The following is a 21,416-nucleotide window of genomic DNA, read 5'->3' as shown; positions in this document are numbered from 1 at the left end:
GGACGTTCCGCACAATCGCCTTCGAATCGGCGCAGACTGCTCAAGCCCCTCTGCCGTGGCCCCGCGTCCCAGCCCAAGCCGGCCCGTTCACGCCACGGGGTACCCGTTCGCGCTCAGCTCCTCCGGGGTCTGCACCGTGAACAGCCAGTCCCGGAAGTGGGGGTCGGGGACGATGCGCTCGGAGTGGGTGAGCTCCTCGGACCCGACGAGGAAGTAGCTGTACCCGTGCGGTTCGAGCAGTCTCATGAGCTCGCCCGGCTGGGCCCGGTCGTCGAGGACTTCGCAGAGGATGTCCGGGCGCAGGGCGGCGAGGAACTCCGCCCCATGGCCGAGGACGTCGTTCTCCGCCCCCTCGACGTCGATCTTCACCGTCACCCGCGACGTGCCGGCAGGCAGTTCGGCGAGCAGTTCGTCGAGGGAGGTGAAGCGGACCTCGACGCCCTCGGCGAAGTCCATGCTCGCGGCGTAGAACGACGGCAGCGCCGATCCCCCGTCCCCTCTGGGCACGCGCATCGTCGTGCCCGGTGCGCCCACGCCCGTCGGATGGACGGTCACCCGCTCGCCGAGGCGGTTGCGCGCGATGTTCTTCTCCAACCCGGCCACGACGGCGGGGATGATCTCGAAGGAGTGGGCGACGGCAGTGGGGTTGGCGGCGAGGACGGCCATCGTGAAGACCCCGGTGTAGGCGCCGATGTCGACGAACACCTCGGCGTCGCGACTGAGGTCGACCATGAGGTCGAGGGCGAAGGCGTCCTCGGGTTCGGTGCGCCGGCCCTTCCCCCAGTAGAACTCCTTGGCGATCTCGCAGCGGAAGGGATCGACGAGGACGAAGGAGGCTCCGCCGGCACGACCGGTCACCTCGGTGAGTCCGATCGGGGCGGGCAGCCGGCCGATCCGGATGCCGGAGATGTGCGGGGCGACCGCGCGCATGAGCGGGTGGAGCAGCGGCTGTGCGAGGGCCGCCTTGACGGGGAGTTTGAGCCCGAACCATGACTGCTTGCGTGCGGTGAGACTCCGCAGGTAGTCGTTCACGGTGGGCCCCTCTTCGTCGTGTGCCCTCTTCGCCCCACCGTACCAATCCACGGCCCGGGGCACTACCGCCTCGGTGCCGGGGCATAAGGTGGTGACGATCACCTTTCCCTTTTGCGAAGCAGGAGCCGCGGCCGATGAAGCTCACGTCGATCACCCTTCACCAGGTGTCCATTCCCCTCGTCACCCCGTTCGAGACCTCGTTCATGCGGGAGACGGAGAAGGACTGCTACCTCGTCGAGGCGCGGTTCGACACCTCCAAGGGCGAGATCACCGGGTGGGGCGAATCGGTCGCGATGATCTCCCCGCTCTACTCCTCCGAGTACGTCGCCGCGGGCATCGATGTCACTCGGCGGTGGCTGGCCCCGATCCTCTTCGCCGTCGACGAACTCACGGCCGAGACGGTCGGCTGGCACCTGCGGCATGTCATCGGGCACCCGATGGCGAAGTCCGCGCTCGAGATGGCCGTCATCGACGCGCAGCTCCAGCTCACCGGCCAGTCGTTCAAGTCCTACCTCGGCGGGGTCGTCGACTCCGTGCCCTCAGGGGTGTCGGTCGGCATCCAGGACTCCGTCGAGGAGACGGTCAGGGTCATCGGCGGCTACCTCGACGAGGGCTACGCGCGGATCAAGCTGAAGATCAAGCCGGGCAAGGACATCGCCCCGGTCGCCGCGGTCCGTCAGGCCTTCGGCGACGACTTCGGGTTCCAGGTCGACGCGAACGCCGCGTACACGCTCGTCGATGCCTCCCACCTGCGCCGCCTCGACGACTACGGCCTCCTCCTCATCGAACAGCCCCTCGGTGAGGCCGACATCCGGCAGCACGCGGAGCTCGCGAAGCTCATGGAGACCCCGATGTGCCTCGATGAGTCGATCGTCTCCGCCGAGGCGGCCGCCGACGCGATCGCGCTCGGGGCAGCGGCGGTCATCAACATCAAACCCGGCCGGGTGGGCGGGTACATCGAGGCGAAGCGGATCCACGACCTCGCTGCCGCCAACGGTGTGGCCGTGTGGCACGGCGGGATGGTCGAGACCGGTCTCGGGCGTGCGGCGAACGCGGCGCTGGCCTCACTGCCCGGCTTCACCCTCCCCGGTGACATCTCCGGGTCGAATCGCTTCTTCCACGAGGACATCACCGAGGAGATCGTCATGCGCGACGGCCGTGTCGACGTCCCCGACACCGTCGGCTTCGGGGTGACGATCGACCCGGCGAAGCTCGAGAAGTTCCGGACCGAGTCGATCGAGATCCTCCCGGAGCGCTGAATTCTCGCCGAGGCGGTCATTCCTCGCCGCGGCGGTCGCCGGCAGGCCGGACCACCTCGGCGAGGGGACCTCACTGTCCGAGGCCGACGACTCCGATCATGATCGGGGCGAGGACGATGATGAGGATGGCACCGGCGATGTCGAAGGTGAACCCGGTGCGGATCATCTTCGTGATCGGCACCGCTCCGGTGCCGTAGACGATGGCGTTCTGCGGCGTCGACACCGGAAGCATGAACCCGAAGGAGGCGGCCAGTGTCGCCGCCATCGCCGGCACGAACGGATCGACTCCTGCCGCCTGGCAGAGCGGGATGACGATCGGGACGATGACGGCGGCCGCCGCGGTGTTCGACGTCGTCTCCGAGATGAGGATCGCGAGGATCACCGAGACGATCGTGATGGTGAACAGGCTCGTCACGCCCAGCGTCTCCGCGAACCCGTTGCCGATCGTCTCGGCGAGTCCGGTGTCGGCGAGCAGCGACCCGAAGATGATGCCGCATCCGAAGAGGATGATCGTGCCCCAGTCGATCTTCGCCGCCTGGCTCCACGTCAGGGTCGGCTCGCGCCTCTTCCAGTTGACCGGCAGGATGAAGAGCAACGACGCGCCGATGACCGCGACGATCCCCTCGTCGAGACGGGAGTCGAGGAACTCGTAGATCGCGGAGTCGGTGCCCGCGAACAGCGCAGCGAAGGCCGGCAGCAGCCAGAGGACGACAGTGAGACCGAAGGCGAAGAGCGTGTTCTTCTCCGCGCGGGAGACGGGTCCGAGCTCGGCGAGCTCCTTCTTCACATACTCCTCGACGCCTTCGATCCTGCGGATCTCCGGCTTGTTGAGCAGCAGCAGGAGGACGAGGGCGAGCACGATGAACATCGCCACACAGATCGGGAACGCGACGGCCATCCACTGACCGAAGGAGATCTTCTCGCCGGTGGCCTCCTCGATGAGGCCGCGCCCGATGAGGTTGGGCGGCGACCCGACCGGCGTGAGCAGACCGCCGACGCTCGCCCCGTAGGCGAGCATGAGCAGCAGCGCCGCTCCCACCCGCAGCCGCAGCGGGTCGAAGTCGGGTTTGACGATGCCGCGCGATTGGAGGAGCTCGGCGATGACCGCGAGGATGCCGAGCGCGGTGGGCATGAGCATCGCCACCGTCGCCGTGTTCGACACGAACGCGGAGAGGATGCACGTGATGAGACCGAAGGCGATGATCACCCGGTACACCGATCTGCCGACCCCGGGCAGGGAGAGCACGGTGAGCGCGAGCCGCTGGGCGATCCCGTGGTGGAGCATCGCCTGCGCGAGGATGAACGCGCCGATGAAGGTGAAGATCGTCGACGACCCGAACGGTCCGACGGCGTCCGCGGCCGGCACGATACCGAGCACGACGACGACCCCGACACCGAGGAGTCCTCCGATCGGGATCGGCACCGGCTCGGTGATCCAGAGGACGATGACGCCGAGGAGGACGGCAGCGAGCATGTGCTGCTGATATGTGAGGTCGAACGGGATGAGCGCGAAGATGATCGCGACCGCAGGAGCGAGGATGAACCCCGAGGTCATCCGGGCCCGTTCGAACCTCTCCTCCCGTGGAGAGAGCTTCTGTTCGCTCAGGCTGCGGAAGGTCTTGCCGCCGAGCAGCGCTTCGCGCACATCTGTCTTCTGAACCGACGAGCCGCCGTTGCCTCGTCCCTGCGAGATATCCACCGTCTTTGGTCCTTTCATCGCTGTGAGTCCAGCGTGACCGAGCGGACCGATATAGTCCAAGGCCTGTTTCCGATCAGACCAATAGCATGGGCCTATGGATATTCGTCAGCTCCGCCAGTTCCTCGCCGTCGTCGACACCGGCAGCTTCACGAAGGCGGCAGAGGCCATGCTCGTCGCCCAACCGTCCTTGTCGCAGACGATCAAGGGGCTGGAGCGGGAACTCGGGGTCTCGCTCTTCCATCGCATCGGCCGCACCGTGCGCCTGAGCGAGGCCGGACGTGAGTTCGAAGGTCCGGCGCGGCTCGCGGTCCGCGACCTCGATGCGGCGAAGGCGCACATCGATCGTCTGCGCGGGCTCCAGGCCGGGCGGATCGAGATCGCGGCGATGCCGTCGCCGAGCATCGAACCGCTGTCGTCGCTGATGGCGAGCTTCACGCTCGCGCATCCCAAGATCGCCTTCGCCGTCGACGGCACCTTCACCGCCGAGGAGACCCTCGAAGCCGTCCGCCACGGACGCGCCGAGATCGGCTTCCCCGGCAGCCGCGAGCCGCTGAAGGTCAAGGATCTCGACGTCCTCGAGGTCACCGCTCACCCCCTCATGCTCGCCCGCCCGCGGTCGCAGACGCCTCCCGGACCAGCGCCGGTCGACCCGAGAGCGCTGGCGGGCACCCGCTTCATCGTCTCCCACCCGGGCTCGCTCATGCGCGCCTACGTCGATGAGCTCATCGCGGAGGGGATCGACATCGACATCACCGCCGAGGTGGCGCATCGCTCATCGATCCTGCCCCTCGTCCGTGCGGGGCTCGGCTCAGCCGTCCTGCCCTCGGCCTGGCAGGTGTTCGCCGCGGCGAACGACGTCGAGATGGTCCCCCTGCGCGGCGCGCCGGCCCTGCACGTCTCCGCCGTCTCCCGTCCCGCGGGGCTCACGCCGGCCGCCGCGGCGTTCCTCGACACGGCCGCCCGCCTCGGCGACTCAGGGATGCTCCCCCGAACAGAGGAGGGGCCACTCCCCCAACCATAGGCAGAGCCGATGAATGGAATCGAGAACTCGTCTTGGACTTATGACTCGTCGACGCGCTCAATGGAATGAGCCCACTCCCTCAGACGATCGAGGACCGACATGACCGATACCCAGACCTTCTCCATCGCATCGATTCCCGGCGACGGCATCGGCGGCGAGGTCGTCGCCGCTGGACTGCGCGTGCTCGACACGGTCGCCAAGCTCTCCGACGGCGCGATCGCCTTCGACATCACCGAGTACCCGTGGAGCTCGGAGCACTACCTCGAGCACGGCCACTACATCCCCGCCGGCGGCCTCGACGAGCTGCAGAAGCACGACGCCATCTACTTCGGTGCCGTCGGTTCGGCCGATGTCCCCGATCACACGAGCCTGTGGGGGCTGCGCCTGGCGATCACGCAGCCGTTCGACCAGTGGGCGAACATCCGGCCCGTGACCTTCCTGCCCGGAGTCCAATCCCCGCTGCGCAAGGCCGATGACACCGAACTCGACTGGATCGTCGTCCGGGAGAACAGCGAGGGCGAGTACGCGGGTATGGGCGGGCGCAATCTGAGCGGTCGCGGCCCCGGCAATGAGGTCGCCCTGCAGACGAGCCTCCACACGGAGAAGGGGACCGAGCGGATCATCCGCTTCGCCTTCGATCTCGCTCGCACCCGTCCGGTGAAGAAGGTCTCGAGCGTGACGAAATCGAACGCCCAGCAGTACGGCATGGTGCTCTGGGACGAGGTCTTCGCCCGCGTCGCCGAGGACTATCCGGACGTCGCGACCGAGAGCGTCCTCGTCGATGCGATGAGCGCGAAGTTCGTCCTTCGCCCCGAGGAGCTTTCCGTCGTCGTCGCCTCGAACCTCCACGCCGACATCCTCTCGGATCTCGGCTCCGCATTGGCCGGCAGCCTCGGACTCGCCGCGAGTGCGAACCTCAACCCCGAACGCAGGCATCCCTCGATGTTCGAGCCGGTCCACGGCTCGGCACCCGACATCGCCGGGCAGGGGGTCGCGAATCCCATCGGAGCGATCTCCTCGGCCGCGCTCATGCTCGACCATCTCGGCCGGCCCGCCGAGGCCGACGCGGTGCGGCAGGCCGTCGAGAACGTCACCGGGGCGGGGATCCTGCCGCGTGACCTCGGCGGAAACGCGAACACGATCGAGATGACCGAGGCGATCGTCGCCCAGCTCGAAGCGATCCACGCCGAGGCGGCCGCACCGCTGCCGACTCCCTGACCTCCCAGCCCGGCACAGCCGCGCCCGCCGTCTCCTCGCTCAACGGGGGAACAGCGGGCGCTCTGGTTTGCGGTGCAGCCGCCTCGGTGCCGAGGCCTCAGCTGTGGGTCTGCTTCTCCTTCTCCGCGTCCTTCGCCGTGTCGAACTGGAACGTCGAGTGCTCGATCGAGACGTCGAAGTGGTCGGCCACGCACGCCTGCAGGTCCGCGAGGATCCGCGGCGCGTGCCCGTCGTAGAAGCACTCGTCGGCGAGGACGACGTGGGCGGTGAGCACGGGGAGGTTCGAGTCGATGCGGGTGACGTGGAGGTCGTGGACCGCCTCGACGTGATCGACGTCTTCGATGTGCTTCTTCACGGCCTCGAGGTCGAGCTTCTTCGGCGCGGACTCCAGCAGGATCGATCCGGTCTCCTTGAGGATCGCGAACGCGCGGGGCACGATGAGGGCGGCGATGACGAGGGCGGCGACGGCATCGGCGCGGGTCCAGTCGAAGAGCCAGATCGAGACCGCGGCGACGATGACGGCGACGGAGCCGAGCGCATCGGCGATGACCTCGAGGAATGCTGCCCGCAGGTTGAGCGAGGAGTTCTTCGACGAGGTGAGGATGAGGATCGAGACGACGTTGCCGGCGAGGCCGACGACGCCGAAGATGAGCAGTTCGGGGCCGGGCACCTCGGGCGGCGCGAAGAAGCGGCGCACACCCTCGATGAGGCTGTAGATGCCGAGGCCGAGGAGCAGGGTCGCCTGCGCACCGGCGGCGAGCACCTCGGCGCGCTTGAAGCCCCACGTCTTCTGCCCCTTCGGCGGCCGCGCGACGAGCGTCGCGGCGAACAGCGCGATGCCCAGTCCGATGAGGTCGACGGAGTTGTGTCCGGTGTCGACGAGCAGGGCGAGCGAGCCGGTCCAGATCGAACCGAAGACCTGGAAGGCGAAGATCACCAGGACGATGCAGAACACGATCGCGAGCCGCTTGCGCGACCCGGTTTCGTGCGAGTGGTCATGAGACATGAGGACTCCTTTCACACTCACATTAACATATGCGTATGTATTTATGAATATGCCTGAAGTGAATGCTCACGTGCCGGAGGACAGTGGGGGACGCGGACGCAGCGGGGATCGCGGATATGACGACGTCCCCGTTGGGTGCCCGCGGACATTACGCCACGAGGTGGTTCCCGCGGACATGACGACGGCCCCGAGGTGGATCCCGCTCGATGATCGCGTGATTATCGAGCGGGATCCACCTCGGGGGCGCAGGAGCCTCAGCGTGGTAGGTCCTCAGTGTGAAGGGTCCTCGAGTGCGGATGACCCGCAGGGGAGGAGGACCCTCACAGCGGAGGCGAGCCGCCGCTCACCGGAAGGCGAGCGGCGCCGCCTCGGTGCGGATCAGGTTCCGCTGGAGACCGACCGACGTCAGTTCGACGTCGAACCGCTGCCGGTCTCATCGTCGTCGGACGCACCGCCGGTGCCGCCCGTCGCGCCACCAGTGCCGCCTGTCGCGCCACCAGTGCCGCCGCCGGACGCACCGCCACCAGTGCCGCCGCCGGAGGGAGTCGGTCCCGACCCCGGTCCACCTGCGGGTCCCGAACCAGGCCCCGAACCGGTGCCCGCACCGGAGCCCGATCCGGCGCTGCCTCCCGCGGCACCGCCGTCGCGGCGGCGCAGCGCCTCGTCGATGTAGGCCTGGACGTCGATGCCGGTCGCGCGCTTGACCTCGTCGCCGATGTGCTGGATGTCGAGACCGCCATCCGGGTCGAGGAAGTCCTTCGGGTCGAACCCGGCCCACTGGCTGCTGTCACGCTGACTGCTGTCGCGCTGACCGCCGTCAGCGCGGCCACCGGTTCCTCCGCTGCCCGAACGGCGACCGCCGGAGCCGTCACGGGCTTCGCGCCGGGCCTCCCGGCGCGCGGCCGGAGTGTCGTCGGCGAGACGACCCTCGATGACCTGACCGCGGCCACCCGATCCACCAGAGCCCGACCCGGAACCGCCGGACCCCGGACCACCCGAGCCCGGACCGTCCGCATCGTCGTCGCCGTCACCCGAGGCCGACCCTCCGCCCTGCGCCTTGTCGACGAGGTCGGTGAGGTCGATGCCGGTCGTCCCGCGGACGACCTCGAGCACCTGGGCGAGGTTGTTCGACACCGAGTTCGCGAGCTTCGACTCGCCGTCGGTCGACACGATCGAGAGGTCCTTGATGTTCGCGTACGGAGCGACGAGTTCGCCGGCGATGTCCGGCAGCACTTCGAGCACCTTCGAGAGGACGGCGGCGTCATTGAACTTCTTGTACGCCTCGGCCTGTGCCTCGAGGGCTCCGGCCTCGGCCTCACCGCGTGCCTTGATGGCGTCGGCCTCGGCCTGGCCCTCGAGGCGGATGGCTTCGGCTTCCTTCGACCGGCGGTGGAGTTCGGCAGCAGCCTCGGCTCGGCCCTGGGCTTCGATCTCGTAGGCTCGGGCGTCGGCCTCGGCCTGCTGGCGGTAGCGCTCGGCATCGGCCGGGCGGCGCACCTCGGCGTCGAGCTGTTCGGCACGCAGCTCCGCGGCCTCCTTCGCCACGACCCGGTCGCGTTCGAGGAGCTTCTGCTTCTCCGCCGCGGCGGCGAGCGGTCCGGCGTTGTCGGCCGTCGCCTGTCGCTGGTCGGCCTCCTCCTTCAGCGCCGCCCGGCGCAGCGCGAGCTGCTGCTGCTGTTCGGCGATCGCCTGATCGGTCAGCGCCTGCTGCTTCTGCGTCTCCTCGTTCTGCTGCGCCTCCTCGACGGCCGCGGCGCGGGAGGCATTCGCCTCGGCGATGGCGGCGTTCTTCGCGACCTCAGCGGCCTGCGGGCGACCCCAGTCGCGCAGGTAGCTGCCCTCGTCCTCGACCGCGGAGATCTGGAAGGTGTCGATGACGAGACCCTGGTTGTTCATCGAGTGCGCGGATTCCTCCTGCACCTGCGCGGCGAAGGAGGCGCGGTCCTGGATGATCTGCTCGACGGTGAGCGTGCCGACGACGGCGCGCAGGGTGCCGGAGAGGATCTCCTTGCTGTAGTGGTCGATCTGATCCTGCTGGTCGAGGAAGCGCTGCGCGGCCTTGCGCACGTCATCGTCGGTGCCGCCGACCTTGACCTGAGCGACGCCGCGCAGCTTGAGCGCGATGCCGTTCTTCGAGATGCCGTCGATCTCGACCGAGATCTGCCGCGACGACAGCGAGAGAATGAACGCCTTCTGCACGATCGGGTAGACGACTGCGCGTCCGCCGATGATGATCCGTCCCGACCCGGACGCTCCCGAGGCGTTGCGTCCGGTGATGATGAGGGCCTCGGACGGGGAGGCGATCTTGTACGACCGGAGAATGACGACGAGTGCGATGAGCACGACGATGGCGATGGCGCCGATGATGACGGCGCCGAGTATGAGGTCCATGAGCGGGCCTTTCGTTTCCTCAACGGGGATGCAGGCGAGCCGACGCATGTAGTCGGCCCGTGCTCACCACCCTATCGGAGGCCACGACGCCTGCCCAGGCCGCAGAGGACGGAGATGTTCCAGGTCAGGAACTCGCCGAGGCGGTGGGAATCGTGCGGCGGCTCAGCTGCCGGGAGGACCGACGACGAGGAGTCCGGAGAACACCGCGATGACGACGATCGCGCCGACCCCGGCGGCCAGCCACGGCGAGCGCAGCGCCCACGCGCTCAGCTTCTCCAGCGGTCCGCGCGGCGCCCGGCCGCCACGGCCGAGCCCCCAGTCGCCGTCGAGGGCTCCGGCCTTCGCCGAGGCGATCTCGAACGGGATCGTCGCGAACGGGATGACCGCGGAGACGAGGCCCATGAGGATGCGCCCGATGCTCCACTTCTGGGAGATGCCGACGAGGAGGACGACGACGACGAAGCAGAGGAAGACGAATCCGTGGATTCCGCCTCCGATGCGCACCCCCACCTCGGTGGTCTGGGTGACGTACTTGAGGAACATGCCGAAGAGCAGGAGGGCCCACGTGATGGCCTCGGCGACGGCGAAGAAATTGAAGAGCTTCTTAGGGGTCACGGAACCTCATTGTGCCGGGCGAAGCTGGGCGGATCCTGCGTCGCCGAGCCCAGAGAAGCACCGTCACACCTGGTCAGACCGCACCAGCGCCCGTGAGATGCGGAGGAGGGGCGTGTCCGGGGTCACGCTCGCACGGTGCGATTCCCGCCGCCTCGGCGCGTGCCGGCAGACAAGGATGCGGGCCCCGGCATACGACGATGAGGTCGCCGGCAGAGAATGATCACGCGGGCCGGCGAACTTGTCCAGTCACCGGCCCGCGTGGCTTCGGGGTGGATCAGTCCGGGGCGGTGCGGTCATGACCGCGCCGACCCGGACTCACCGTCTCACTCGAGGCTGCCGGCCTTCCTGCGGCGGGCGCCCATGGTCATGACGACACCGAGCACGATGAGCGCTGCGGCCGAGGCGACGAGGGGAAGAGCCTCGTTACCGGTGCGCGGGAGGTCTCCCCCGCCACCGCCGCCGGCGCCCGGATCGTCGGCTCCGGCCGCGACGACCTCGAACGAGCCGTTGAGGGCGTCGCCGCCCTCGCAGTCGACGGTGACGTCGTACTTTCCGACGTACTCGGCCGACTTCGACTCATCGAGTCCGCGGACACCGAACTTCGCCACGCCGTCGGAGTCGACGGTCGCGGTCTGCTCGAACTTCTCGATGGTGCCGTTCTTCGGATCCACCGTCATCGTCGCCGTCGTCCCCGGCGTGCAGCCGGTGGCCGTGACCTGGACGCCGGTGTCGGAGACGAAGTCGTTCTCATCGATCGTCGTCGGATCGATCGTCAGACTCCGCTCGTCGGGAGCGTCCGTCGGCGACTCCGTCGGAGTCGAGGTCGGGGTCTCGGTCGGCGTGGAGGTCGGCGTCTCCGTCGGGGTCTCCGTGGGAGCCGGCGCGAGGTCGTAGGCGAGCGTGTGGACGGAGTAGGCGATCGCGGGTCCGAAGATGTCGATCGCGTCCCGGCTCACGTTGTCGATCGTGTCGGTGGGCTGGTGGTAGTTCGTGTCCTGCGGCTTGCCCGCCTCACCGCCGAACCACTCGACCTGCTCCGCCGTCTTGATCTCATCGGCCCCGGAGAACAGACCGCTGACCGGCACACCGGCGTCGAGGAACGCCTGGTAGTCGGAGCGGCCGGAGAACTCGGTGCCGATGTTCTTCTGGTCGTTGTCGGCGAAGTAGTCGGTGAAGACCTTCTCGAGTTCGGCCGAACCGGCGGGGACGTTGACGCCGTCGGGCACCGGAACGTCGGAGCCGTCGGAGTCGAGGGTGCCGACGACGTAGTTGTCGGAGCCGATCATGTCGAAGTTCATGTAGGCCTTGACCTTGGCGAGCTCGTCCGCGCTCAGGCTCTCGACGTACTTCGTCGACCCGACGAGTCCGACCTCCTCAGCACCCCACCACGCGAAGCGGACCGCATTGTCGACCTCGGTCGGCTGCTGGGCGAGCGCCTCAGCACTGGCGAGCAGCGCAGCCGAGCCCGAGCCGTTGTCGTTGGCGGCCGGCCCATCAGCCACACCGTCGAGGTGGGCGCCGAACATCTGCACGTTGTCCTTGTCGCCGGCCTTCGTCTCGGCGATGACGTTCCACGTCGTCGACGTCTTGTACTCGGTCTCGAGCGTGAAGTCGGTGGCCGGCGCCTCCCCGTCGGCCGCGGCCTGCACCTTCTCGAGCAGTCCGTTGCCGAGGCTGTACGTCGTGCCCACGGTGGGCGCGCCGTTCTCGATGCGCTCGCCGAGGGTGGCGTTGAGCTCCTCGTCGGGGGCGTCCTTCGTGTTGTTGTAGATGATGACGGCGGCTGCTCCGGCGTCCGTGGCGGCCTGTGCCTTTTCCCCGAAGGTGCAGGAACCACGGGCGACGAGGACGACCGCGCCATTGGCCGAATCGTCGTAGTCGCCGGCCTGGCAGCCGAGCTGACCGCCGGCGAGATCGGAGTAGTCGTCATCGACGGGCACGACGAGCGGCAGATCCGTCAGCGGCGCCGAGGTGCCCTCGGTGTAGCTCGCGGGGGTGACGGCGACGTCCTCCCCGTCGACGTTGACGGAGACGGTGCCGAAGTCCTGGTTCTCGACGTCGAAGGCCTGCCGGCTGACGTCGTAGGCACCCGTGGCCTTGAGCGTCTGCTCGACGTATTCCACGGCCTCCTCGTATCCCGGGGCGCCGAGCGCCCGGTACCCGGTGTCGGCGTTCTTCACCGAGATGTCTGAGATGTTCTGCAGCTGTTCCATCACGGCGTCGCCGGTGACGCCCATATCGGTGTGCTCGGTCGGACCTGCGGTTCCGGCGGCCATCGCCGGAGCCATGCCGCTGAAGACAAGTCCCGCGGATGCGGTGACGGCCAACGCGGCTTTCATGCGCAACTTCATGGAGTTCCTTTCGCTCCTCAGGTGCCACGCGAATCGATCTCGCCTCACGGGCCGTCGACGGTGCACGACCCCACATGCTCACCCGAGCGCGGACTGCGGACACCCGGTGTCTGTCATCCCTGGGTGCGGTGCGCTCGGGGCTGGGAGAGCCTGACTCTGGTGTTTCGCCGAGTGGTTCGCCGTTGGTAACGAATCACAAACATCTATAACGAAACGGTGACACAACTCACATGGTTCATTAACCTATCGCATCAGTAACATCCTTAGGTCACGAATGGATAACAACCCATACTTAAGCAATTGCGCAAGTGTTGAACTGAGGGGGTGGTCTCCGATAGCATCGCACCAGTGACGAACCAGCAGTCTGCGCCCGCCGCGCCCACCGACCCTCCGCCCGACCGCCGGACCATCCGGCGGTGGCAGCGCTACCTCGCCAACGAGCGCCTCGAAGAGCGCGTCTACCGGGATCTCGCCGAGCGCCGCACCGGTGAGGACCGGGAGATCCTCCTCGGACTCGCCGCCGCCGAATCCCGGCACCAGCAGCATTGGATCCGCCTCCTCGGCCCGCATGCCGCGAAGAAGCGCACCCCCGACCTCGTCACCCTCTTCCTCGCCTTCTTCGGCCGGATCTTCGGCTCGGTCTTCATCCTCGCGCTCGCGCAGCAGTCGGAGACGAGCTCCCCGTACCAGAACGACGACGCCGCGTCACCGGAGATGGCCGCCGACGAGCGGATCCACGCCGAGGTCGTCCGCGCCCTCGCCGCCCGCTCCCGGGCCCGCCTGTCGGGCAACTTCCGCGCCGCCGTCTTCGGCGCCAACGACGGTCTCGTCTCGAACCTCGCGCTCGTCCTCGGCGTCGGTGCGGCCGGAGTGCCGAACACCGTCATCCTCCTCACGGGCGTCTCGGGACTCCTCGCAGGCGCCCTGTCGATGGGTGCCGGCGAGTACATCTCCGTGCGCTCCCAGCGCGAGCTCCTCGACGCCTCGACCCCGGATCCGGAGTCCCGGCACGCGCTCGCCGACCTCAACATCGATGCGAACGAGCTCGCCCTCGTCTTCCGCGCCCGCGGCATGGACCCCGACGAAGCGGAGATCCAGGCCCACCGGACGATCTCCGAGGCGAAGACGACGAACGCCCCACAGCTGCCGAGCCTCGAATCCGGCATCGAGAGCTCCGCGCTGGGCACCGGCATCGGCGCTGCGCTCTCGAGCTTCGCGTTCTTCTCCTCGGGCGCGCTCATCCCGATCCTGCCCTACATCTTCGGCATGACGGGCCTGCCCGCCGTCTTCCTCTCCGCTGGTCTCGTCGGCATCGCCCTCCTCTTCACCGGCGGCACCGTCGGCCTGCTCTCGGGCAAGGCACCAGGACCGCGGGCGCTGCGGCAGATGGCGATCGGCTTCGGCGCCGCCGCCGTGACCTACGGCCTCGGCCTCGTCTTCGGCATCAGCACCGGCTGAGCGCGCGACGCCGGCTGAGGTGTCAGCACCGGCATGCGGCGGGGCCGACCTTCGCCCACGCCGGCGCTCGACGACATCGTCACTTGCCGGTGAGGACTCCCGGACTCGGACCGGCGACCGTAGACTGTCCCCATGACCCAAGTCCTCGTCCTCATCGATCCCGGCACTTCGACGGTCACCACCGCCGACCTCGCCTCCCCTCAGCTGCCGGTCACGGACCTGGCCGCCCACCGCGGCGACGGCATCTTCGAGACGGTGCTCGTCCGCGTCAACCCGGACACCCGTGAGGCCACCGTCGTCTCTCGCGAACGCCACTTCGCCCGCTTCCATTCGTCCGCCTCGGCGCTCGATCTGCCCGAACCCGACCGGAAGCTGTGGCGGCAGGCCGTCGACCGACTCATCGCCGAGGCGATCGCCGCGAACCCGGGGACCACGGAGTTCGCGGTCCGCTACACGCTCTCCCGCGGCGGCGACGCCCCGCGCGGGTGGGCGTTCACCGTGCCCATCGAGGATGCGATCGTCACCGCCCGCGCCGAGGGCGTGAGCGCCGTGAGCGTCGACCGCGGCTACGACGCCTACGTCGGGCGGCGCGCACCGTGGCTCCTCCTCGGCGCGAAGACCCTGTCGTATGCGGTCAACCAGGCGGCCCTGCGGTACGCGAAGGCGCAGGGAGCCGACGAGGCCCTCTTCATCTCCCGCGACGGCGTCGTCCTCGAAGGTCCGACCGCGAACATCGTCATCCGCCGAGGCGACCACCTCCTCACCCCGGATCCCGCCGCCGGTCTGCTCGCCGGGACGACCCAGCGGCTGCTCTTCGACCATGCCGGTCGACTCGAGCTCAAGGCCGACTACGCCGACCTCAGCGTCGACGATGTCCTCTCCGCCGACGGCGCGTGGTTCGTCTCATCGGTGCGCACCGCGGTGACGCTGCGCGCGCTCGATGGGAAGTCGCTGTCGCGTGACGAGGCGCTGACCAGGGAGTTCCAGAGGATCATCGCCGCCGGGTGAGCGGGGCGGGACAGCCAGTCGGGTGGGTCAGTGCTGATCGCGTGACACGCGCGTCCGCGACGGCCCGTCTTCAGCCCCGCTGCGGCGGCCCGCTTCGCAGTGCCCGGCTTCGCCGCGGCAGTTCGCATGCCGTTCGGCTGCGGGCCGGGGCACGGTGACGGCGAGGATGAGACCGAGCATCGAGGCCCCGCAGCCGATGAACCAGAGGACCCAGAAATAGGCGGCGAGCTCGGGGACGAGGCCGAGGACGAATCCGCAGATGCCCAGCACGAAGAGACTCGTGACCATGACGTTCTTCCGTCTGGTGAGCACGCGGACCTCCTCCCTGCATCGGTGGTCTCACGCTATCGGTCGACGGCGCGTCGCACATCGCACAAAAGTATGAAATTCAGGCGCCTGCGATAGTGTGGACGACGAAGGACTCCTTCATCCGACGGCGGTCGTCGCCGCGGCCGGAGCAGCGGAGGAGTCGCGCCTCAACTTCGGACGAAAGGACACGGGCATGGGAAAGCTCGCTTGGCAGATCATCGGCGTCGGAGCGCCCATCGTGGCAGCTGTCGCAGCCCGGAAGGTGCTCACCTTCGCGTGGGAGAAGTCGACTCATCGTCCCGCACCGTCGAACCCCGTCGACGAAGAGATCTCGATGTCCGAGGCCCTGGCCTGGACCGTCGTCTCCGGTGTCGGCGTGGCCATCGCCCAGCTCGTCGTTCAGCGCCTGGCCGCGAACACCGTGCGCAACAACTTCGGCGACCAGGCTCTGCCGAAGAAGTTCCGCAAGCAGATCGCCGAAGGCGTCTGAGCCGACCCCTCACCGAAACACCAGCGCCCTGCCGAGTGGTTCCCACCCGGCAGGGCGTTCGTCGTCCCCGGCGACGTCGACATGCAGGGTCGCATATCCGCACCCGCCGGAGTTCCCCCGAGGGGTGGCCTCAGCGGTCCCGCAGTGGGGTCAGGCGTAGAGCCGGTCGAGGATGACCGCGAGTTCGCCGGCGGCGATCTGTCCCGGCGCCGAGGCGGTACCCATCTGCGCGAAGGTCGAGCAGCTGCCGAAGTCGGCGCCGAGGATCCGGCTCGTCCGGCCCAGTTCCCCCATCGAGATCCCGAGCACAGGGCAGTCGAGGTCCGCGTCGGCCTCGGCGGTGGCCCGGAGCAGATCGGCGACATCGGCGGCAGTCGTCGGCATCATCGCGATCTTGACGACAGCGGCTCCCGCCGCCCGCATCTCATTGAGCGTTTCGCGCATGTCGGCGACGCGCTCGGTGTCCGCGAAGTTGTGCCGGGAGGCGACGACGGGCACGCCGACGGTCCGCAGCACCCCGATGACGTCCTGCGCCGAATCTCGGGCGATCTCGACATCGATCGCGATCGGGACAGACGCACCGGCCGCCGCGTTCGCGTCGGTCAGCGCCGCCGCGAGGCCGGCGACCACCTCGGCGTAAGCGGCATCGCTGAGCTCGGCCTCCCCGCCTTCGGCAGCGGTGCGCAGCGTGGCGAGGACCGGCAGACCGGCGGCCGTGACGTGCGGGGCGAGCTCTCGGATCGCCTCAGCCACCGCATCGACTCCACCGCCGGCGGGATCGAGGGTGTCGGCGACGAGGGGGTCGACGCGCCACTCGATGACATCGACGAGGCCGCTGTCGGCGGCTTCCCGGCAGCCGAGCGCCAGCAGTTCGGCATCGGTGTGGAGGACGGGCACGATGACCGCCGGGCGGCGGGGGTTCCGCGTCGCCGGGGTCGAGGACGGGGCGGTCGGGGCGGCGGCTCCGGGTGCGGAGTCGGACGCGGGGGCGGAGTCGAGAAGGAACGGCAGCGGCTTCATGGTCTCAAGGGTAGAGGCTCCCACGAGGTGAGGCGTGCGCAGCCGCCCGCTGGACCGGGGTCTGCGCGCAGCGGTTCGCTGCGCCGCGAACTTCAGCAGTGATGCGCACGAGAATCAGTCCCGACCGCATTGTGGAATTATCGAGTGATCAATGGCAAATGCAATCGTCGAATGGTAAAGGGAATTAGGTCATGACGTCCTTCCGCAAGACGCAAATGTAACGATCAAGTAACGCATCGTCCTGCATCATCGCAGGTCAGATACCCTGTCAACCACAACACTCCCGGTGACAGGAATATTGTTCCCGCCGAAAAGCGTGGAAAATTCTATAATGAGGTCTGAGATTTCCGTGAGCGGTGAGGCCCATGTGATCGACTCCTGTTCGATTCGACAGTCGCCGAACCGCGCGACAGGGTGAGGCCTCTCGTTCTGCGGACGGTCAGGACTCCAAGGAGGTAATCCGTGAGCGTCGTCAAGGCATCACACGTCTACAAGGTCTTCGGCAAACGCCAGAACGAAGTCGTCAAGCGCCTCGAAGAGGGCGCCGACCGTGACGAGCTGACGAAGCTCGGCACCGCCGCAGTCATCGATGCGAGCTTCGAAGTCGAGAAGGGCGAGATCTTCGTCGTCATGGGCCTGTCGGGCTCGGGCAAGTCCACTCTCATCCGCACGCTCAACGGCTTGTGGACGACGACAGCGGGGTCCGTCGAGGTGCTCGGCACCGATATCGCCAAAGCCGACGCCCGCACCCTCCGCAAGGTCCGCAGCGACCACATCTCGATGGTCTTCCAGCACTTCGCCCTCCTCCCCCACCGGACCGTGCGGGAGAACGCCGCCTATGCCCTCGAGCTGCGAGGCGTCCCCAGAGCTGAGCGACTGGCGAAGGCCGAGGAATGGCTCAAGGCCGTCGGGCTCGAGGGCTGGGGAGACAAGTTCCCCGAGCAGCTCTCCGGTGGCATGCAGCAGCGCGTCGGCCTCGCCCGCGCCTTCACGGCCGAGACCGACATCCTCCTCATGGACGAGGCGTTCTCCGCTCTCGATCCGCTCATCCGCCGGGAGATGCAGGAGCAGCTCGTCGAGCTGCAGGCGAAATTCAAGAAGACGATCATCTTCATCACCCACGACCTCAATGAGGCGATGTTCATGGGCGACCGCATTGCGGTCATGCGCAACGGGCGCATCGTCCAGATCGGCACGCCGGAGGAGATCCTCACGGATCCTGCCAACGACTACGTCGCACAGTTCGTGCAGGACGTCGACCGTGCTCGCGTGCTCACGGCGAGAAACGTCATGGAGAAGCCCCGCCAGGTCCTCTCCGACCAGAGCGGACCGCGCGTGGCCCTGCGCGCGATGCGGGACAGCTACGCCTCGGCGCTGTGCGTCGTCGATCGCGATCGCCGCCTGCTCGGGGTGGTCACCGACCGCGACGCCGTTGCGCAGATCCGCAGCGGAGCGACGACGCTCGACGGCATCGTCAATCCCCCGACGATCGTCGCCCACCCCGACGACGTCCTCATCGATCTGTTCATCCCGTCGGCCGAATCGCCGCTGCCGCTGCCGGTCGTCAACGATCTGGGACAGCTCGTCGGAGTGATCCCCCGTGCCACTCTGCTCGCAGCACTCGGCCATCACACCGGTGACGGAGAGGTGCAGCAGCCGGCGCCGCCGCTGGCGGCCAGCGAGATCGAGGACGTGCTCGGCGATGATCCGGACACCGTGATCGTCGACAACTCCGTGGAGAGGGAGGCCCTGTGATGGAGGACATCAGAATCCCGGTCGGCGCGTGGGCCGACACTTTCTTCGACTGGCTCAAGGACAATCTGGGCTGGCTCTTCGACTTCATCACCGTGGTCGTCCGCCTCCTCGTCGAGGGCCTCACCACCGTACTCGTTGACCTGCACCCGCTCGTCATCATCATCATCCTCGCGTTCCTCGGATGGCTCGTGCGGTCGTGGCAGTTCGCCATCGGCACACTCATCACGATGTTCTTCATCATGACGATGGACCAGTGGGTGTCGGCGATGCAGACGCTCGCGCTCGTCGTCCTCGCCGCCCTCGTCGCGGTCATCATCGCGATCCCCGTCGGCATTCTGGCGGCGAGGAACGACACGGTCTCGGCGATCGTCAAACCGATCCTCGACTTCATGCAGACGATGCCGGCGTTCGTCTACCTCATTCCCGCGGTGACGTTCTTCAGCATCGGCGTCGTGCCCGGCCTCGTCTCGACGGTGATCTTCGCCCTGCCGCCGGGCGTCCGCTTCACCGAGCTCGGCATCCGCGGCGTCGACAAGGAGACCGTCGAGGCCGGCTACGCCTTCGGCGCCACGCCGAGACAGATCCTGCGCGGAGTCCAGATCCCGCTGGCCACCCCGACGATCATGGCCGGCATCAACCAGGTCATCATGCTCGCCCTGGCGATGGCCGTCATCGCCGGCATCGTCGGAGCCGACGGCCTCGGCAAGAACGTCGTCGAAGCCGTCGCCACGCAGAACCTGCCGCTCGGAGTCGAAGCCGGACTCGGCGTGGTCATCCTCGCGATCTACCTCGACCGCGTCACCGCAGCTCTGGGCACGGCGAAGGACTATCCGAACTCCCTCCTCGGCGCCCTCAAGCGACGCAGGGCCACCGCCGCGAACACCCGTGCGGCGGCCGAACCGGACACTGTGGAAGAGGTAGAGATCGTCCGCACTCAGAGTTGACACACCGTTCTCAACAGACCACACAACCAGTAGTTAGGAAACCACGATGAAGAAGCGTTTCGTCACGAAGATCGCCGCCGTCAGCGCGGCTCTGGCCTTGGCTCTCACCGGCTGCTCGCAGGAAGCCAGCAACAACAGCGGCGGCGGCGAAGGCGGAGACAAGGGCACCATCACCCTCGGATTCATCCCGTCATGGACCGATGGTCTCAGCACCGCGTACCTGCTGGAGAACCAGCTGACCCAGCTGGGCTACAACGTGGAGATGGAGACGATCACCGAGGCCGCGATCCTCTACTCGGGTCTGGCCAACGGCGATGTCGACATCTATCCCTCGGCATGGCCGGAGGTCACCCACAAGCAGTACATGGACGAGTACGGGGATCAGCTCGAAGACCTCGGCGCGTACTACGACAATGCGAAGCTGACGATCGCCGTGCCCTCGTACAGCAACATCAACTCGATCGAGGACCTCAAGGGCAAGGCGAGCGAATTCGACGGCAAGATCATCGGCATCGAGCCCGGCGCCGGTCTGACCGCGCAGACCAAGGACACGATGATGCCCGAGTACGGTCTCGACGGCGAGTACGAGCTCGTCACCTCGTCGACTGCGACGATGCTCACCGAGCTGAAGAACAAGATCGACAACCAGGAAGAGGTCGTGGTGACCCTGTGGCGTCCGTTCTGGGCGAACAGCGCCTACGACGTCAAGGACCTCGAGGACCCCAAGGGCGCGATGGGTGAAGCGGAAGCCCTCCACTTCCTCGGCACCAAGGGCTTCGCCGAGGAGAACCCTGAGGCCGCCGAGTACATCAAGGGCATCAAACTCGACGACCAGCAGTACGGTTCGCTCGAGGACATGGTCGTCAACGAGTACGGAGAGGGCAAGGAAGCCGAGGCCGTGACCCAGTGGATCAAGGACAACCCCGACGCCTACTCCACCGAGATCAGCGAGTGACGCAGGGCGCCGCTGACCGTGTGATCGGCTGACCTCCGGGCGCAGCTGGTTGCGGTCTCCGCTGACCTGACCGGGCCCGTCGGTTCGCATCGCGAACCGGCGGGCCCGGTCTTGTTCTCAGCCGTGCCCCGACCGCAGAACGGCCGCCGTCGGTGGTGCCGCGTGCACGGTCGCCCGATCATCGGGCGCAGTCGTTTCGGTCGTGCCACGACGATTGAGATCGCAGGCAGGTGATAATCAAGGCATGGAGATCACCGAGGCGACCCACCCGGCAGCGGCGACCCTGACCACCCCGGTCGGGACGATCGCCGTGACGAGCTCGCGCGCGGCGATCGTCCGCGTCGAATGGGTCGACGCCGAATCCGCGCCCGCCCCGGATCACGGGGATCCCCTCCTCGCCGAGGCGCTCGGACAGCTGCGCGCCTACTTCGACGGCCGCCTCGGCGAGTTCGATCTCCCGCTCTCGCTCGACGGGATCTCCCCGGTCGCGACGACCGTCCTCACAGTGCTCGCCGAGACCGTCGGCTATGGGGAGACCGTGACCTACGGGGAGCTCGCCGCACGCTCTGGCACCGGCGTCCCGGCGCGGGCGATCGGGAGCATCATGGGGCTCAACCCGCTGCCGCTGATCATCCCCTGCCATCGCGTCGTCGCCGGTGACGGCCTCGGCGGATACTCGGGCGGGCCCCGAGGTGAGGGACTGGCGACGAAGCGCCATCTTCTCGAGATGGAGGGAGCCCTGCCGAGCCCGCTGTTCTGAGGAGGACTGGACGAGGCCGGGGGCCGGAGGGTGTGACCCTCCGGCCCCCGGCCTCGTTCGTCGCTGTCCGGCTCTCCGGTGCGCAACCGCGCAAGAGCCGGTGAGCAGCTTTCGCCGTGCCGGTG

The 21,416-nt window shown here is 67.9% G+C and carries 18 protein-coding genes; 10 read left to right on the top strand and 8 right to left on the bottom strand.

Annotation, left to right across the window (positions count from 1 at the left end):
- Window positions 1–87 precede the first annotated feature (87 nt).
- Complete coding sequence (locus J9315_RS01225) at window positions 88–1,032, bottom strand: FkbM family methyltransferase (protein ID WP_198499909.1); 945 nt, start codon at window positions 1,030–1,032, stop codon at window positions 88–90.
- Window positions 1,033–1,166: 134 nt separating this feature from the next.
- On the opposite strand from J9315_RS01225, the gene menC reads away from it, so the two are divergent.
- On the top strand, window positions 1,167–2,291 hold the full coding sequence (menC, locus tag J9315_RS01220) for an o-succinylbenzoate synthase (protein WP_198499910.1): 1,125 nt from the start codon (window positions 1,167–1,169) through the stop codon (window positions 2,289–2,291).
- 70 nt (window positions 2,292–2,361) lie between these two features.
- On the opposite strand, the gene J9315_RS01215 is transcribed toward menC, so the two are convergent.
- A complete protein-coding gene (locus tag J9315_RS01215) occupies window positions 2,362–3,990 on the bottom strand; it encodes a DASS family sodium-coupled anion symporter (RefSeq protein WP_232623751.1) in 1,629 nt (542 codons plus the stop codon).
- Between the two features lie 94 nt (window positions 3,991–4,084).
- On the opposite strand from J9315_RS01215, the gene J9315_RS01210 reads away from it, so the two are divergent.
- Both J9315_RS01210 and J9315_RS01205 read left to right on the top strand, forming a co-directional pair.
- The gene (locus J9315_RS01210; protein ID WP_211978624.1) at window positions 4,085–5,011 is read left to right on the top strand and encodes a LysR substrate-binding domain-containing protein; all 927 of its coding nucleotides are present in this window, start codon (window positions 4,085–4,087) and stop codon (window positions 5,009–5,011) included.
- A 99-nt stretch (window positions 5,012–5,110) separates the two neighbouring features.
- Window positions 5,111–6,229, top strand: a complete 1,119-nt coding sequence (locus J9315_RS01205) for a tartrate dehydrogenase (RefSeq protein WP_211978623.1) — start codon at window positions 5,111–5,113, stop codon at window positions 6,227–6,229.
- Window positions 6,230–6,326: 97 nt separating this feature from the next.
- On the opposite strand, the gene J9315_RS01200 is transcribed toward J9315_RS01205, so the two are convergent.
- The 4 genes from J9315_RS01200 to J9315_RS01185 all read right to left on the bottom strand — a co-directional run bounded on the left by J9315_RS01200 (window position 6,327) and on the right by J9315_RS01185 (window position 12,592).
- Window positions 6,327–7,235 carry a cation diffusion facilitator family transporter gene (locus tag J9315_RS01200; RefSeq protein WP_211978622.1) on the bottom strand — a complete coding sequence of 303 codons (909 nt, stop codon included), beginning with the start codon at window positions 7,233–7,235 and terminating at the stop codon, window positions 6,327–6,329.
- 405 nt (window positions 7,236–7,640) lie between these two features.
- A complete protein-coding gene (locus J9315_RS01195; RefSeq protein ID WP_211978621.1) occupies window positions 7,641–9,626 on the bottom strand; it encodes an SPFH domain-containing protein in 1,986 nt (661 codons plus the stop codon).
- A 162-nt stretch (window positions 9,627–9,788) separates the two neighbouring features.
- Window positions 9,789–10,241, bottom strand: a complete 453-nt coding sequence (locus J9315_RS01190; protein WP_211978620.1) for a DUF3817 domain-containing protein — start codon at window positions 10,239–10,241, stop codon at window positions 9,789–9,791.
- Window positions 10,242–10,564: 323 nt separating this feature from the next.
- A complete protein-coding gene (locus tag J9315_RS01185) occupies window positions 10,565–12,592 on the bottom strand; it encodes a M20/M25/M40 family metallo-hydrolase (protein WP_211978619.1) in 2,028 nt (675 codons plus the stop codon).
- Between the two features lie 348 nt (window positions 12,593–12,940).
- Between J9315_RS01185 and J9315_RS01180 the strand changes: the two genes are divergently transcribed.
- Both J9315_RS01180 and J9315_RS01175 read left to right on the top strand, forming a co-directional pair.
- Window positions 12,941–14,050: a VIT1/CCC1 transporter family protein gene (locus J9315_RS01180; RefSeq protein ID WP_198499918.1), complete on the top strand. Its 1,110-nt coding sequence runs from the start codon at window positions 12,941–12,943 to the stop codon at window positions 14,048–14,050.
- Between the two features lie 132 nt (window positions 14,051–14,182).
- Window positions 14,183–15,058 carry an aminodeoxychorismate lyase gene (locus J9315_RS01175; RefSeq protein ID WP_211978618.1) on the top strand — a complete coding sequence of 292 codons (876 nt, stop codon included), beginning with the start codon at window positions 14,183–14,185 and terminating at the stop codon, window positions 15,056–15,058.
- A gap of 27 nt (window positions 15,059–15,085) precedes the next feature.
- Here J9315_RS01175 and J9315_RS01170 read toward each other — a convergent pair whose 3' ends face one another.
- Complete coding sequence (locus tag J9315_RS01170; protein ID WP_211978617.1) at window positions 15,086–15,370, bottom strand: hypothetical protein; 285 nt, start codon at window positions 15,368–15,370, stop codon at window positions 15,086–15,088.
- 190 nt (window positions 15,371–15,560) lie between these two features.
- On the opposite strand from J9315_RS01170, the gene J9315_RS01165 reads away from it, so the two are divergent.
- Complete coding sequence (locus J9315_RS01165; protein WP_137826580.1) at window positions 15,561–15,857, top strand: DUF4235 domain-containing protein; 297 nt, start codon at window positions 15,561–15,563, stop codon at window positions 15,855–15,857.
- Between the two features lie 150 nt (window positions 15,858–16,007).
- Here the strand turns inward: J9315_RS01165 and J9315_RS01160 are convergent, their stop codons facing one another.
- Window positions 16,008–16,877: a type I 3-dehydroquinate dehydratase gene (locus tag J9315_RS01160; RefSeq protein WP_211978616.1), complete on the bottom strand. Its 870-nt coding sequence runs from the start codon at window positions 16,875–16,877 to the stop codon at window positions 16,008–16,010.
- 462 nt (window positions 16,878–17,339) lie between these two features.
- On the opposite strand from J9315_RS01160, the gene J9315_RS01155 reads away from it, so the two are divergent.
- The 4 genes from J9315_RS01155 to J9315_RS01140 all read left to right on the top strand — a co-directional run bounded on the left by J9315_RS01155 (window position 17,340) and on the right by J9315_RS01140 (window position 21,291).
- Window positions 17,340–18,632 carry a glycine betaine/L-proline ABC transporter ATP-binding protein gene (locus J9315_RS01155; RefSeq protein ID WP_198499922.1) on the top strand — a complete coding sequence of 431 codons (1,293 nt, stop codon included), beginning with the start codon at window positions 17,340–17,342 and terminating at the stop codon, window positions 18,630–18,632.
- Window positions 18,632–19,576, top strand: coding sequence for a proline/glycine betaine ABC transporter permease (locus J9315_RS01150; RefSeq protein WP_211978615.1), 945 nt, complete (start codon window positions 18,632–18,634; stop codon window positions 19,574–19,576). Before J9315_RS01155 ends, J9315_RS01150 begins: the two co-directional genes overlap by 1 nt.
- A 46-nt stretch (window positions 19,577–19,622) precedes the next feature.
- The gene (locus J9315_RS01145; RefSeq protein ID WP_198499924.1) at window positions 19,623–20,531 is read left to right on the top strand and encodes a glycine betaine ABC transporter substrate-binding protein; all 909 of its coding nucleotides are present in this window, start codon (window positions 19,623–19,625) and stop codon (window positions 20,529–20,531) included.
- A 244-nt stretch (window positions 20,532–20,775) separates the two neighbouring features.
- Complete coding sequence (locus tag J9315_RS01140) at window positions 20,776–21,291, top strand: methylated-DNA--[protein]-cysteine S-methyltransferase (RefSeq protein ID WP_211978614.1); 516 nt, start codon at window positions 20,776–20,778, stop codon at window positions 21,289–21,291.
- Window positions 21,292–21,416 lie beyond the last annotated feature (125 nt).

It is taken from the genome of Brevibacterium sp. W7.2 (assembly GCF_018137945.1).
GTDB lineage: Bacteria > Actinomycetota > Actinomycetes > Actinomycetales > Brevibacteriaceae > Brevibacterium > Brevibacterium sanguinis.
The sequence above is the reverse complement of the archived record's forward strand: the minus strand, read 5'-3'. Positions and strand labels throughout refer to the sequence as shown.

Coding starts and splice junctions, on each gene's coding strand:
- J9315_RS01140 (WP_211978614.1), top strand. CDS start 20,776: ATGGAGATCACCGAGGCGACCCACCCGGCAGCGGCGACCCTGACCACC.
- J9315_RS01165 (WP_137826580.1), top strand. CDS start 15,561: ATGGGAAAGCTCGCTTGGCAGATCATCGGCGTCGGAGCGCCCATCGTG.
- J9315_RS01205 (WP_211978623.1), top strand. CDS start 5,111: ATGACCGATACCCAGACCTTCTCCATCGCATCGATTCCCGGCGACGGC.
- J9315_RS01175 (WP_211978618.1), top strand. CDS start 14,183: ATGACCCAAGTCCTCGTCCTCATCGATCCCGGCACTTCGACGGTCACC.
- J9315_RS01210 (WP_211978624.1), top strand. CDS start 4,085: ATGGATATTCGTCAGCTCCGCCAGTTCCTCGCCGTCGTCGACACCGGC.
- J9315_RS01195 (WP_211978621.1), bottom strand. CDS start 9,626: ATGGACCTCATACTCGGCGCCGTCATCATCGGCGCCATCGCCATCGTC.
- J9315_RS01160 (WP_211978616.1), bottom strand. CDS start 16,877: ATGAAGCCGCTGCCGTTCCTTCTCGACTCCGCCCCCGCGTCCGACTCC.
- J9315_RS01150 (WP_211978615.1), top strand. CDS start 18,632: ATGGAGGACATCAGAATCCCGGTCGGCGCGTGGGCCGACACTTTCTTC.
- menC (WP_198499910.1), top strand. CDS start 1,167: ATGAAGCTCACGTCGATCACCCTTCACCAGGTGTCCATTCCCCTCGTC.
- J9315_RS01145 (WP_198499924.1), top strand. CDS start 19,623: ATGAAGAAGCGTTTCGTCACGAAGATCGCCGCCGTCAGCGCGGCTCTG.
- J9315_RS01200 (WP_211978622.1), bottom strand. CDS start 7,235: ATGTCTCATGACCACTCGCACGAAACCGGGTCGCGCAAGCGGCTCGCG.
- J9315_RS01185 (WP_211978619.1), bottom strand. CDS start 12,592: ATGAAGTTGCGCATGAAAGCCGCGTTGGCCGTCACCGCATCCGCGGGA.